9 protein-coding genes are annotated in these 13736 nt (G+C 72.7%); 3 read left to right on the top strand and 6 right to left on the bottom strand.

The window, feature by feature from the left end:
* Positions 1-44: 44 nt before the first annotated feature.
* The 5 genes from treZ to ACWEF6_RS26720 all read right to left on the bottom strand — a co-directional run bounded on the left by treZ (position 45) and on the right by ACWEF6_RS26720 (position 8895).
* Positions 45-1769 (bottom strand): malto-oligosyltrehalose trehalohydrolase, encoded by a 1725-nt coding sequence (gene treZ / locus ACWEF6_RS26740; protein ID WP_449685440.1) that lies wholly within the window; start codon positions 1767-1769, stop codon positions 45-47.
* Positions 1766-4042 (bottom strand): malto-oligosyltrehalose synthase, encoded by a 2277-nt coding sequence (gene treY, locus ACWEF6_RS26735; protein WP_449685439.1) that lies wholly within the window; start codon positions 4040-4042, stop codon positions 1766-1768. The genes treZ and treY overlap by 4 nt, the downstream gene beginning before the upstream one ends.
* Positions 4039-6165 (bottom strand): glycogen debranching protein GlgX, encoded by a 2127-nt coding sequence (gene glgX / locus ACWEF6_RS26730; protein ID WP_449685438.1) that lies wholly within the window; start codon positions 6163-6165, stop codon positions 4039-4041. Before glgX ends, treY begins: the two co-directional genes overlap by 4 nt.
* Positions 6166-6242: 77 nt before the next feature.
* Positions 6243-8219 carry a 4-alpha-glucanotransferase gene (malQ, locus tag ACWEF6_RS26725; protein WP_449685457.1) on the bottom strand — a complete coding sequence of 659 codons (1977 nt, stop codon included), beginning with the start codon at positions 8217-8219 and terminating at the stop codon, positions 6243-6245.
* A gap of 100 nt (positions 8220-8319) precedes the next feature.
* Complete coding sequence (locus ACWEF6_RS26720) at positions 8320-8895, bottom strand: hypothetical protein (RefSeq protein WP_449685437.1); 576 nt, start codon at positions 8893-8895, stop codon at positions 8320-8322.
* A 109-nt stretch (positions 8896-9004) separates the two neighbouring features.
* On the opposite strand from ACWEF6_RS26720, the gene ACWEF6_RS26715 reads away from it, so the two are divergent.
* Genes ACWEF6_RS26715 through ACWEF6_RS26705 form a run of 3 tightly spaced genes read left to right on the top strand, consistent with a single transcriptional unit; the run spans position 9005 to position 12359 of the window.
* Entirely contained in the window at positions 9005-10171 is a 1167-nt protein-coding gene (locus tag ACWEF6_RS26715; RefSeq protein ID WP_449685436.1) for a sensor histidine kinase, read from the top strand.
* 58 nt (positions 10172-10229) lie between these two features.
* Positions 10230-10889, top strand: a complete 660-nt coding sequence (locus tag ACWEF6_RS26710) for a response regulator (RefSeq protein WP_449685435.1) — start codon at positions 10230-10232, stop codon at positions 10887-10889.
* A 42-nt stretch (positions 10890-10931) separates the two neighbouring features.
* Positions 10932-12359, top strand: coding sequence for an amino acid permease (locus ACWEF6_RS26705; protein ID WP_449685456.1), 1428 nt, complete (start codon positions 10932-10934; stop codon positions 12357-12359).
* Here ACWEF6_RS26705 and ACWEF6_RS26700 read toward each other — a convergent pair.
* The gene (locus ACWEF6_RS26700; protein ID WP_449685434.1) at positions 12337-13119 is read right to left on the bottom strand and encodes a DUF6885 family protein; all 783 of its coding nucleotides are present in this window, start codon (positions 13117-13119) and stop codon (positions 12337-12339) included. The two genes, ACWEF6_RS26705 and ACWEF6_RS26700, sit on opposite strands and share 23 nt — an antisense overlap.
* Positions 13120-13736: the final 617 nt, after the last annotated feature.

Genomic DNA, 13736 nt, shown 5'->3' with positions numbered 1-13736 from the left:
TCGTCCCAGACAATCAGCGGTCCGTGCGCGTCCTGGCAGAGGAGTTACCCGGAGGCAACCGCCGACCGGGCGATCACGAAGGTGTCCGGGGGCAGGTGGGCGGCCCCACCGTCCACGGTGGCCTCTCCCCAGGTCAGCAGCGACTCCGCGGCCCCGAGCGGCAGGGTGACCGGGCCGGGGCCGAAGTTGACGGCCAGTCGCAGCGCGCCGCGGTGCAGCACCAGCCACGACCCGTCCGGCGCGGAGTCGACGCGCAGGTCCGCGACCCACGGGTCGGCCAGCTCCGGCCGTTCGCGGCGCAACCGGATCAACGCGCGGTAGAGCGCCAGCATGTCCCGGTGACCGGGACGCTCCGGCTCGGTCCAATCCAGCCGCGAGCGTTCGACGGTGGCCGGGTCCATCGGGTCCGGCACCTCCGACTCGCCCCAGCCGTGCCGCGAGAACTCGCGACGGCGGCCGGTGCGGACGGCCTCGGCCAGCTCCGGGTCCGGGAAGGACGCGAAGAACTGCCACGGCGTGCTCGCCGCCCACTCCTCCCCCATGAACACCATCGGCGTGTACGGCGAGCAGAACAGGATCGCCGCCCCGCAGGCCAGCCGGTCGGCCGAGACCGTCGCGGACAGCCGGTCGCCGGTCGCGCGGTTGCCGATCTGGTCGTGGTTCTGCAGGTAGCCGAGGAAGCGGTGGCCCGGCACGGTCCGCGTGTCGACCGGGCGGCCGTGCGTCCGCTCCCGGAACGACGACCAGGTGCCCGCGTGGAAGAACACCTCTCGCAGCACCCGCTCGAGGGCGTCCGGTGCGGCGAAGTCCGTGTAATACCCGGTCGCCTCGCCGGTCAGCTTGACGTGCAGGGCGTGGTGGAGGTCGTCCGACCACTGGGCGTGCAGGCCGTAGCCGCCACGCTCGCGGGGCGTGACCAGCCGCGGGTCGTTGAGGTCGGACTCGGCGATCAGGGTCAGCGGCCGGTTGAGCGCCGCCGACAGCGCGTCGGCCTCGGTGGCGAGCTGTTCGAGCAGGTGGACGGCCCGCCGGTCGAGCAGCGCGTGCACGGCGTCCAGGCGCAGGGCGTCGACGTGGAAGTCGCGGAACCAGCTCAGCGCGTTGTCGACCACGTACCGGCGGACCTCGTCGGAGCCGGCGCCGTCGAGGTTGAGGCCGGGTCCCCAGTCGTTCTGGCCGGCGAAGTACGGTCCGAACTTGTCGAGGTAGGCCCCCGACGGGCCGAGGTGGTTGTAGACGACGTCGAGCACGACGGCCAGGCCCCGCGCGTGAGCCGCGTCGACGAACCGCTTGAACCCGTCCGGGCCGCCGTAGGGCTCGTGGACCGCGCCCCAGAGGACGCCGTCGTAGCCCCAGCCCGCGGTGCCGTCGAAGGAGTTGACCGGCAGCAGTTCGACGTGCGTGATGCCGAGGTCGACGAGGTGGTCGAGCCGGTCGATCGCCGCGTCGAAGGTGCCGCCTTCGGTGAACGTGCCGATGTGGAGTTCGTAGAGGACGGCGCCGGGCAGCTGACGGCCGGTCCAGGCGTCGTCGGTCCAGGCGAACTCGCCGTGGTCGTAGACGCGCGACTCGGCGTGGACGCCGTGCGGCTGCCACCGCGACCGCGGGTCGGGCAGCGGTTTCTCGTCGTCGTCGAGCAGGAAGGCGTAGTTGATCCCCTCGGCGTCGGCGTGCCACCAGCCGCCGTCACCCGCGGTCATCTCGTGCACGCCCGCGTCGACGCTCACCCGGACCCGGCGGGCCGCCGGGGCCCACACGCTGAACTTCATGCGTCTCCTCGCACCAGCAACGCGACGGGGTACCGCTCGAACAGGGTCGCCAGGTCGCCGGTCGCTTCCCGGCCGGTCAGGACGTCGGTCCAGACCCCGGGCGGCAGCGGCAGGACGGTGTCGCGCCAGCCGCCGCCGGCGTCGAGCCCGGCCGGGAGCCGGGTCACCGCCACGGCGAGGTCCGAGCTGCGCGTGTAGGCCAGGACGTGCTTCTCCGCGGCACCCTCGGCCCGCAGCGGCCGGTAGCCGCGGAACAGCGCCGGGTGCTCCCGCCGCAGCCGCAGCGCCTTGTGCACGACCAGCAGCTTCGCCGCACCCGACGCGTCGATCTCCGGCAGCTCGCCCTCGGCGATCCGCGCCAGGAGCTCCCGCCGGACGACGTAGTCGACCGGGCGGCGGTTGTCCGGGTCCACCAGCGAGAAGTCCCACAGCTCGGTGCCCTGGTAGACGTCCGGGACGCCGGGCGCGGTGAGCTGGACGAGCTTCTGGCCGAGCGAGTTCGCGTACCCGGGCCCTTCGATGCGCCGGACGAACGCCTCGACGTCGGCGGCCAGCTCCGGGTCGTTCATCACGTCTTCGGGCCAGGCGGCCACGTCGGCCTCGAAGGCCTCGTCGTGGTCGGTCCAGCTGGTCCGGAGCTTGGCTTCCTTGGCCGCCTTGTCCAGGTAGTCCCGCAGCCGCGCCGGCTCGATCGGCCAGGTCGACACCAGGGTCTGCCAGGCCAGCAGGTTCAGCGACGGCTCGTCGATGCCGCGGCGCGCGGTCCACCGCCGGACGGCCTCGGCGAACTCGCCGGGCACCTCGGCCAGCACCGCCATCCGGGCGCGCGTGTCCTCCGAGCGCTTGGTGTCGTGCGTGGTCAGCGTCGTCATCGCCGCCGGGTAACCGGCCTCGCGCTCGGCGGCCAGCCGGTGGAAGTCCTCGACGTCCAGGCCGAACCGGTCCGGGTTGCCGCCGACCTCGTTGAGCGCGGCGAAGCGCGTGTAGCGGTAGAACGTCGTGTCCTCGGTGCCCTTGGCCACGACCATGCCGGACGTCTGCTGGAGCCGGGTGGCCAGCTCGCTCTCCGGGTTCTCGCGCACGTGGGTGTCGAGGGCGCGCAGCGCGTCGGCGAGGTCGGGCCGCGCCCGACGGGCGCCCTCGATCGCCGCCGCCCAGTGCACCACGCCTTCGGGGAGGTAGGAACGGTAGACCGGGAAGGCGATCATGGTCTCGGCCACCGCCTGCCGGGCCTGCTCGGGGTCGACGCCGGGCAGCAGCGCGGCGATCCGCCGGACCTCGGCGACCAGGATGCGGTCGGTGACCAAGCGCCGGGCCTCGGCCTCGACGCGGTGGTAGCCGGTTTTCACGCCCAGCTCGGTGGCCAGCTCGGTGAAGCCGGGCTCGCCCGCCGGGTCGACGAAGACACCGGCGATCTCGCGCAGGGCGTCGTAGCCGGTGGTGCCGTCGACCGGCCAGCTCTGCGGCAGCGGCTCGCCCGGGTGCAGGATCTTCTCGGCCACGATCCACGCGTCCGGTGCGTTCTCCCGCAGCCGCCGGAAGTAGCCGCCCGGGTCGGCGAGGCCGTCCGGGTGGTCGACGCGCAGGCCGGTGACGTCGCCGTCGGCGACCCAGCGCAGCACCTCGCCGTGCGTCGCGGCGAACACCTTCGGGTCTTCGACGCGGACCGCGGCCAGCGTGGTGATGTCGAAGAACCGGCGGTAGGTCAGCTCGGCGTTGCCGCGGCGCCAGCCGATCAGGCGGTAGTGCTGGCGCTCGTGGACCTCTTGCGGCGTCCCGCCTCCGGTGCCGGGGGCGATCGGGAAGCGGTGGTCGTAGTAGACCAGCTCGTCGCCCTCGACGGTCAGCTCCCCGACGGCGTCGTCGTCGCCGAGGACCGGCAGCAGGAGCGGGCCGCGCTCCCAGTCGACGTCGAAGAAGGACGCGTACTCGGAGTCGCGGCCGTGCTCGAGGACGTCCCACCACCAGCGGTTCGCCTTCGGCACCTCGACCGACATGTGGTTCGGCACGATGTCGACCACCAGGCCCAGCCCGAGCTCCTTCAGCAGCGCGGCCAACTCCTGGCGCGCCCCCTCACCGCCCAGCGCGGGCCGCGCGCGGGTCGGGTCGACGACGTCGTAACCGTGCGTCGAACCGGGGGCCGCGTCCAGCACCGGCGACGCGTACAGCGCCCCGATGCCGAGGTCGCGCAGGTAGCCGGCGATGCCGGCCGCGTCGGCGAAGGTGAACTCCGGGCGCAGCTGGACCCGGTAGGTCGACTCCGGCACGGTCATGCGGATTCCGTCTCCGTCCGTTGCAGCACGATCAGGGACCGGGCGGGCAGGGTGAGCCGGCCGCCGCCTTCGACCGGTTTCGCGTCGGCGGGTTCCACCTCGCCGGTCGCGGTGTCGACGACGACGGTCCAGCTTTCCCCGTAGCCGTTGCCCGGGAGCGTGGTGTCGATGTCCTCGTAGTGGGCGTTGAAGGCGAGCAGGAACGAGTTGTCCTCGACGTGCATCCCGCGCTGGTCGAGGTCGGGGATCGCCTTGCCGTTGAGGAAGACGACGACCGCCTTGCCGAAGCCGTCGTCCCAGTTCTGCTCGGTCATCTCCTCGCCGGCCGGGGTGAACCAGGCGATGTCGCCCAGCTTGTCGCCCTTGCCGACCGGGCCGCCCTGGAAGAACCGGCGGCGGCGGAACACCGGGTGCCGGTGCCGGAACGCGCCCAGCCCGGCGGTGAACTTGACCAGGTCCGCGTTCTCCTTAGCCAGCTCCCAGTCCATCCAGGACAGTTCGGAGTCCTGGCAGTAGACGTTGTTGTTGCCCTGCTGGGTGCGGCCGAACTCGTCGCCGTGCAGGATCATCGGCACACCCTGGGACAGCATCAGCGTCGCGAGCATGTTCCGCTGCTGCCGGACGCGCAGGGCGAGCACCTCGGGATCGTCGGTCTCGCCCTCGACCCCGCAGTTCCACGAGCGGTTGTCGTCGGCGCCGTCGCGGCCGTCCTCGCCGTTGGCCTCGTTGTGCTTTTCGTTGTAGGACACCAGGTCCCGCAGTGTGAAGCCGTCGTGGGCGGTGACGAAGTTGATCGACGCGAAGGGGCGCCGGCCGTCGTCCTGGTAGAGGTCCGACGACCCGGTGATCCGGCTCGCGAACTCCCCCAGGGTCGACGGCTCGCCGCGCCAGAAGTCGCGCACGGTGTCGCGGAACTGCCCGTTCCACTCGGTCCACAGCGGCGGGAAGTTGCCGACCTGGTAGCCACCGGGGCCGACGTCCCACGGCTCGGCGATCAGCTTCACCTGGCTGACGATCGGGTCCTGCTGCACCAGGTCGAAGAACGTCGACAGCCGGTCGACGTCGTAGAACTCGCGGGCCAGCGCGGAGGCGAGGTCGAACCGGAAGCCGTCGACGTGCATCTCCGTCACCCAGTAGCGCAGCGAATCCATGATCAGCTGCAGGGTGTGCGGGTTGCGGACGTTGAGGGAGTTGCCGGTGCCGGTGTAGTCCATGTAGTACTCGGGCTCCCCCTCCACCAGCCGGTAGTAGGCCTCGTTGTCGATGCCCCGCATCGACAGCGTCGGCCCGAGGTGGTTTCCCTCGGCCGTGTGGTTGTAAACCACGTCGAGGATCACTTCGATCCCGGCTTCGTGGAAGGCCTTGACCATGCCCTTGAACTCCTGGACCTGGCCGCCCTCGCCGGGCATCGCCGCGTAGGAGTCGTGGGGCGCGAAGTACCCGATCGTGTTGTAGCCCCAGTAGTTCGTCAGGCCTTTTTCGGCCAGCCCGTGGTCGGTGACGAACTGGTGCACCGGCAGCAGTTCCACCGCGGTCACGCCGAGTTTCTGCAGGTGCTCGACGACCGCGGGGTGCGCGAGACCGGCGTACGTGCCCCGCAGTGCTTCGGGCACGAACGGGTGATGCACGGTCATGCCCTTGACGTGCGCCTCGTAGATGACCGTCTCGTTGTACGGCCGCTTCGGCTGGCGGTCGTTGCCCCAGTCGAAGAACGGGTTCGCCACCAGCGAATACGGCACGCGGCCGGCGCTGTCGTCGTCGTTGCGCTCGGCCGGGTTGTCGAACTTGTAGCCGAACAGCGACTCGTCCCACTTCACGCCGTGCGAGACGGCCTTCGCGTACGGGTCGATGAGCAGCTTGTTCGGGTTGCAGCGCAGGCCGCGCTTCGGGTCGTACGGGCCGTGCACCCGGAACCCGTAGCGCTGCCCGGGGCCGACGTTGAGCAGGTAGCCGTGGTGGACGAAGCCGTCCACCTCTTCGAGCGCGTACCGCTCCTCCTTGCCCTCGGCGTCGAACAGGCACAGTTCGACGCGCTCGGCCACCTCGGAGAACAGGGCGAAGTTCGTCCCGACTCCGTCGTAGGTGGCGCCGAGCGGGTAGGGCGTTCCGGGCCAGGGCCGCACTGGGTTTCTCCTCGAGCTTGGTCGTGCCGGTGGCGTACCACCGGGGGTCGCGCGCGCAGGGATGGTCGTTACCGTCGTCACCGGGGCAGCGGCCGGGCCGCCGCCAGCGGTGCGACCGCGGCGCGGACTCCCTTCGCGGTGAAGAAGCCGTCGACGCTGACGGGGAGGCGAATCCGCCAGTTAGGGTACTGGTCGATGGTTCCGGGCAGATTCGGCTGCCGCACCTGGCCCGCCACGTCGGCCGGAGAGGTCAGCACCAGCCGGGACGCGGCTCGCGCGAGCAGGGTGTGCAGCGCGACGACCGGGTCGTCGTCCGGAATGCCTTCGCGGGCAACGAGTTCCAGCAGCGCTGTGCGCTCCTCGGCGGCGGCCTGCTCCTCCGCTTCGACCCCGCGGTCCAGCAGGCCGAGCTCGGCGCGGACCCGGACGTGCTCGCCCCGCAGCCAGCCCGCGACGGTCGGCAGGTCGTGCGTGGAGATGCTGGCCATCGCGTCCGGGTCCCAGGTGTCCGGCGAGGTGAACGGCCGGCCGGGCGCGTCCCAGTCGCGTTCGAACCACAGCACGGCGGAGCTGAGCATCCCCCGTTCGTGCATGGTTTCGGTGACGACCTCCTCGACGGTGCCGAGGTCCTCCCCCACGACGACGGCGCCGGCGCGGTGCGCTTCGAGCGCGAGCACGCCGACCATCGCTTCGGCGTCGTAGTGGACGTACGTGCCGCGGTGCGCGGGCTCGCCCGGCGGGATCCACCAGAGCCGCCACAGGCCGGCGATGTGGTCGACCCGGATGCCGTCGGCGAAGCGCAGGACGCCCCGGATGACGTCCCGGAACGGCGCGTACCCGGCCTCGGCCAGCTTGTCCGGCCGCCACGGCGGCAGGTTCCAGTCCTGGCCCTGCTGGTTGAAGGCGTCCGGGGGCGCGCCGACCCGCACGTCGGCGGCGAAGACGTCGTTGAGCGCCCAGGTGTCGGCCCCGCCGGGGTGCACCCCGACCGGCAGGTCGTGCACGATCCCGACGGTCATCCCGGCCTCGCGGGCGGCTTGGCGTGCCACTTCCAGCTGGACTCGGCAGAGGTGCTGCAGCCAGGCGTGGAAGGCGACACGGTCCTTCAGCTCTTCGCGCGCCTTCGCCGTGGCCGGTCCGGCCGGGTCGCGAAGGTCCTCCGGCCAGTCTCGCCAGTCGCCGCCGTGCTGCTCGGCGAGAGCGCAGAAGAGGGCGAAGTCATCCATGTCCCCGGGGACTTCCTCGACGCGGTGCGGCCACAGCAGCTCGAGGGCGGCGCGCTTGGCCGTCCAGACGGCGTCGTAGTCGATCAATTCGCCTTCGCGGTCCGGGGCCAGGGACTCGACGGCGGCCCGGGTGGCGGCATCGGCCTGCCGGAAGGTCTCGGTGGCGGTGACGCGCAGGTAGACGGGGTTGGCGAACCGGCGGCTCGCGGGCGAGTACGGCGACCGCTCGATCGGGTGGGCGGGGCTGATCGCCTGGACCGGATTGACCAGCAGGACGCCGGCGTCCAGTTCGGCGGCCGACCGGGCGGCGAAGGTGGCGAGGTCGGCGTAGTCGCCGATGCCCCAGGAACCGGCCGAGTGCAGGGCGTAGAGCTGCAGCATCCACCCCCAGGCGGGCCGCACCTGCGGCAGCTTCGCCGGCACGACGGCGAGCACGACGTCCTGGTCGGCGGTGACCACCCGGTGCCACCCGAGCGGCAGGTCGGCGGGCAGGTGGCCGGCGGCCTGCCGCCGCGTCCCGTCTTCGAGGACGACCTCGGCGTCGACGCTCAGCGCGGTGCCGGTGCCTTCCCGCACGACGATGGTCGGCGGCAGGGCGGCCGGGGCTTCGCGCGCGGCGCCGAGCGCGGCGGCGATGGCCTGGTCACTGGTGGCATCGACGCCGAACTGGCCGAGAACGGCGACGACGACGTCATCGGCCACCTCGACCCAGACCCGGTCGGCGTTCTCGTACCGGGTGGCGACACCGTAGTGGGCGGCGAGCTCGTGCAGGGCGGGGATCTGTTCGGGCACGGGACCAGCATTCCGGTGCCGGGCGGTTCCCGCCATCCGCACGGCCGACGTCACCCTCGGAGCTTCGCGAGCCCGAGGGCCGGGAGCCACTCACCCCGGCGGCGGGAGCGCCCCGGCCGGCCCGCAGGAAGGTCCCTCACGAGCGGACCTCCTCGCGCTTGCCGAACAGCTCCTCCCAGACCGGCCCGGCGAACAGCCAGATCGCCGACACCGTGCCCAGCCGCGGCAACCACCCCCACAGCGGCGCCACCCTCTCCGGCTCGCCGATCGCGAAGATCGCCGCCAGCAGGGCCGCCGCCGCCAGCCCGCAGGCCAGCAGGCACTTGCCCCACTCGCGCCACTCGTGCCGCGCCCTCGCCCGGCCCTGCCGCTTCGGCGGCGGTGGCGGCCCGCCGGCAAACCGGTGCGCGAACCGCTCGTCCGCCCACCGGACCATGCTGGGCCCGAAAACGACGCTGAACCCCAGGTAGACCGCGGCCAGGCCGTGCGTGAAGCCCGGCTTGCCCCCGGCGGACAGGTCCAGCACGGTCGCCACCAGCACCACGACGTCGACCAGCGGCACCAGGGCCAGCACCACCGCCGAGGCGCGTCGCAGGCGCAGCACGTACCGCACCGCCAGCCCCGCCGCGATGAACACCCAGAACCCGATCTCGCCCGCCGCGATGACGGCCGCCATCGGGTTCTCCGCGAAGAACTTCCCGATCTCGTCCACCCCGCCACGCTCCCGCGCCCGCCCGCCCGGCCGCGTCCGCGAAGGGACGGACCGGGCGTCATCACTTCGTAGGACGCGGCCGCCTCACGCGGTGTGCTGGGATGATCAGGTGCCTCTCCCCCGCCTGCGCTCGCTCCCGGTGTGGCAGCAGGACGGCCTGATCGCGCTGGCCACCTGGCTGCTCGGCTTCCTCGTCTACGCGACGGACGTCCACCGGCTCGTGACGGGCTACGACCACGCGCCGCTGGGGGTGCGGCTGCTGGAGCTGACCGCGTTGTGCGGGCTCGAGCTGCTCCGCCGGCGCGTCCCCCTGGCGCTGCTGCTGGCCACGGCGGTGCTCGCGGTGGACGTCCGGCTCGGCCCGTCGCTGCCGGTGCTGATCGTCTACACCGACTTCCTCTACGCGGCGACGCTCTACGGCTCCCGGCGCACCAGCCGGGTGATGATCGGCCTCGCCGCGTCCTCCGTGGTGGGCGTGCTCGCCGCGGTGCTGGTCCTCTCGCAGCAGTGGCGGGCCGCGGTGCTGGCCGCGGTCGCCGTGCTGCCGTTCGTCATCACGCCGGTGTGGTGGGCGGCGAACGTCCGCCAGCAGCGCGACGTCGCCGAGGCCGAGCGCGCCAACGCCGGGCAGCTGGCGAAGATCGCGGAACTGGACCGGCGGGCGGCGGTCGCCGCCGAACGCGGGCGGATGGCCCGCGACCTGCACGACGTCATCGCCGGACACCTCTCGGCCATCGCCATCCAGTCCGAGGCGGCACTGTCGCTGCCGGACCCGAAACTGGCGAAGGCCGTGCTGGAATCGGTGCGGGAGAACAGCGTCAGCGCCCTGGAGGAGATGCGCGCGATGATCGGGCTGCTCAAGGCCGACGGCGGCGAGACGGAGACGACCGCGCCCGCCCGGCTCGCGGACCTGGCCAAACTGGCGGAGTCGGCCAGGGCCAGCGGGCTGGAGGTGCACGTCGAGTCCACTGTGGACGAGCGGCTGCCGCTGCCGGCGGCGGTCGACCTGACGGCGTACCGGATCGCGCAGGAAGCGCTGACCAACGCCGTCAAGCACGCCCCAGGCGGCCGGGTCGACGTCGCCGTCCGCTGCCTCGACGGCGTGCTCGCGGTCGAGGTCCGCAACGACGTCCGCGGCCCGCTCCCCGCCACCGGCGCCGGCACGGGCCTGCTGAACATGCGCGAGCGCGCCGACGCGGTGGGCGGCGAGCTCACCGCGGGCCCGGCGGGCGACGGCTGGCTGGTGCGCGCCGAACTCCCGGTGAGCCCGCTGTGACAACCGGAACTTCGTCCCGGGCCGGGGGCTTCGCCACCCGGACCCCCGAAAGGCTGCGATGACAGTCCGCGTCCTGGTCGCCGACGACCACAGCGCCATCCGGTTCGGCCTCACGACCATCCTCGGCAACGCCGAGGGCATCGAGGTCGTCGGCGAGGCGGCTGATGGCGCCGCCGCCGTCCGGCAGGCGCGGGCGCTGCGGCCGGACGTCACGCTGATGGACGTCCGGATGCCGGGCACCGACGGCATCGCCGCCACCCGGGAACTGGTGTCCGCGGGGCTCACCCAGGTGCTCGTGCTGACCACGTTCGACCTCGACGAGTACGTGCACGGCGCGCTGCGGGCCGGAGCGGCCGGTTTTCTGCTCAAATCGGTCGAAGCGCCCCGGCTGATCGAAGCGGTGAAGCTCGTCGCGGCCGGTGACGGCGTGCTCGCCCCGCAGGTCACGCGGCGGCTGATCACCGCGTTCGCCGCGTCGGCCCCGGACCGGGCGCCCCTCCCGCCCGGCCTCGGCGACCTCACCGACCGCGAACGCGAGGTGCTCGGCTGCCTGGGCGAGGGCCTGTCCAACACCCAGATCGGCACCCGGCTGCACATCGGCGAGGCGACGGTGAAGACGCACGTCTCGCGCGTGCTGGCCAAGCTCGGCCTGCGCTCGCGGGTGCAAGCCGCGATCCTCGCCCAGGAGACCGGCGCCGATCTGCGGAAAGACCCGTGACCTTCTAACTTTCTCCTCATGGGTGAGCGGAGAACGTTGAACGTGGACGAGGTCCTGGACCGCCAGGACTCCGGGGAGCTCAAACGGCGGCTGCGCGGGCGCGACCTGATCGGGTTCGGCGTCGGGATCATCATCGGCACCGGCATCTTCACCTTGGCCGGCGTCGAGGCGAAGACCCACGCGGGGCCGGCGGTGACGCTGTCGTTCGTGCTCGGCGCGGTCGTCGCCGGGCTCGCGGCGCTGTGCTACGCGGAGCTCGCCTCCAGCGTCCCGACGGCGGGAAGCGCTTACACCTACGCCTTCGCCACCCTGGGCGAGGTGTTCGCCTGGATCATCGGCTGGGACCTGCTGCTGGAGTTCGCGCTCGGCGCCGCCGTCGTGTCACGCGGCTGGTCGGGGTACCTGGCGAACCTGCTCGGGCTGTCGCCGGAGTGGTTCGGCGAGGACGCGAAGGTCAACATCGGCGCGGTGCTGATCATCGCCGTGCTGACCGTGGTCGCCGTGCTGGGGATCAAGGAGTCGGCCTGGCTGACCAACCTGCTGGTGTGCGTGAAGGTCGCGGTCTGCGTGCTGGTGCTCGCGGTCGGCCTGTTCTTCGTCAAGGGCGCGAACCTGACGCCGTTCATCCCGCCGGCCAAGGCGCCCGAAGCCGGGTCGACGGTGCTGGAGCAACCGATCGTCCAGGCCGCGCTCGGCCTGGAGCAGTCGGTGTACGGCATCGCCGGCATGATCACCGCGGCCGCCGTGGTCTTCTTCGCCTACACCGGCTTCGAGGCGCTCGCGAACCTCGGCGAGGAGACGCTGAACCCGCGCAAGGACCTGCGCGTCGGCATCCTCGGCGCGCTGGGCGTGTGCGCGCTGCTCTACATCGGCGTCTCGATCGTGCTGACCGGCATGGTCCCGTTCACCGACATCGACACCGGCGCGCCGCTGGCGGACGCGTTCGACCGGGTCGGCCAGCACTGGGTGGGTGCGCTGATCTCGCTCGGCGCGGTCACCGGGCTGACGTCGGTGATGATGGTCGAGCTGGTCACGATCGGGCGGATCGGGTTCGCGATGGGCCGCGACGGCCTGCTGCCGAAGGCGCTCGGCACGGCACACCCGCGCTGGGGCACCCCGCACCGGATGACCATCGGCGGCGCGGCGCTCATCGCCGTCCTGGCCGCGTTCATCCCGATCTCCGAGCTGGCCGACATGGTGAGCATCGGCGCGCTGTCGGCGATGATCATCGTGGCCGTGGCGGTCCCGGTGCTGCGCCGCCGCCGTCCCGACCTGGACCGGCCGTTCCGGGTGCCGTTCTCGCCCGTGGTCCCGGTCCTGGCCGCGCTGGCGTGCCTGTACCTGATGCTGAACCTGAACGTGCTGACGTGGCTGCGGTTCGCCGCGTGGCTGGTGATCGGCCTGGTGATCTACTTCGCCTACGGCCGCCGCCACTCCCGCTTCGCGGTCAGTCCCAAAAGGACGGAGTGAGCCCGGCGCCACCGGCCGCCGCGCGCACCACGCCGGCCTGGCCGGTGTCGACGACCACGAGGACGCCGAGCCCGGCCAGCGCCGCCGTCACCCATTCCACGGGCTGGTCGTGCCGGCCGTCGTCCCCGAGCGACGGATAGGTGTCCACAACGGACAGCAGGGTGCCCTCGGCGCCGATGCGGATGCCCGCCAGGAGCACGAAGTGGCCGCCGGGCGGCCGCCAGCGTGACGTCCACAGTGGAGGGACGCCGGTGTCGAGGTAGTCGAGCAGCGCGCGTTCCGGGGTGTCGTGCGCGCCGAGCTCGGCGCCGTCGATCCGGGCGAGCACCGCGACGCGCGGGACGTCCCACAGCCCGACGAGCAGGTCGAACAGCGCCTCGGTGGTCCACTCGCCGGTCACCGGCACCGCCGCGAGCGTCCCGCGCGACAGCGACTCGACGGCCGCCGCCAGCCGGGAAACCCGGGTGCCGGCCGCGGCCGGATCCTCGACGACGGGCACGGGCAGCCGGAAGTCCCGCCGGCCCGGCTCCCCCGGCGGGTGCACGGCCGGCCCCCGGACGGTGCCGGCGGCCACGGCGACGGCGTCCTGATCCGGCACGTCGAGCCCGGCCGCCCGCAGCGCGGCGAGCCCGCAGAACGCCGCGGCCAGCCCATCCTTCTGGGGCAGCTCCGCCTGGGCGACGGCGGCCAGCCGGGCCCCGCCCGGCAGCCACCGCACCCCGGACAGGTCGAGCTGCCCGCCGTCGATCCCCGAAGTCATCGGTCCCCTCAGTTGCGCCGGAGGTGGCGGCCTGTGGTTCGTTGTGCCGTCCTGACCAGAATAGGGTTCTCGGTGGGGGTGGAGGGGCTGGCAGGGGCTCGGGGCGCGGGTTGGGTGGTCGCAGGGTGGGGGCTTGGTGGGGCTGCTCGCCTTGGGGGCTCTCTGTCGTGAGGCCGCCTGTCGTGGGAGGCCGCCTGTCGTGGGAGGCCGCCTGTCGTGGGAGGCGCCTGTCGTGGGAGCCGCCCGCCACGGGAGCCACCTGCCGTGGGAACCGTCTGCCGCGGGAGCCACCAGCCACGGGAACCACCTGCAGCGGGAACCGCCCGCCACGGGAGCCACCTGCCACGGGAGCCACCAGCCACGGGAACCACCTGCAGCGGGAACCGCCCGCCACGGGAGCCACCTGCCACGGGAACCGTCTGCCACGGGAGCCGTCTGCCGCGGGAACCGCCCGCCGCGGGAGGCTGCCGCTGCAGGACCTGCCCTGCCCGGTAGTGCTGCCGTGGAGTTGGTCGCTGCTGTGTGGTGGGAGCGGGTCTCTCTCCGGCGGTTCCGCCGGCTTGGGTGGGTCTTCTGGCAAGCAGCCTGGTGTCCACCACCCCGAAGCCTGAATTGTC

It is taken from the genome of Amycolatopsis sp. NPDC004772 (genome assembly GCF_053601215.1).
This window is presented reverse-complemented; position numbering and strand designations above follow the sequence as displayed.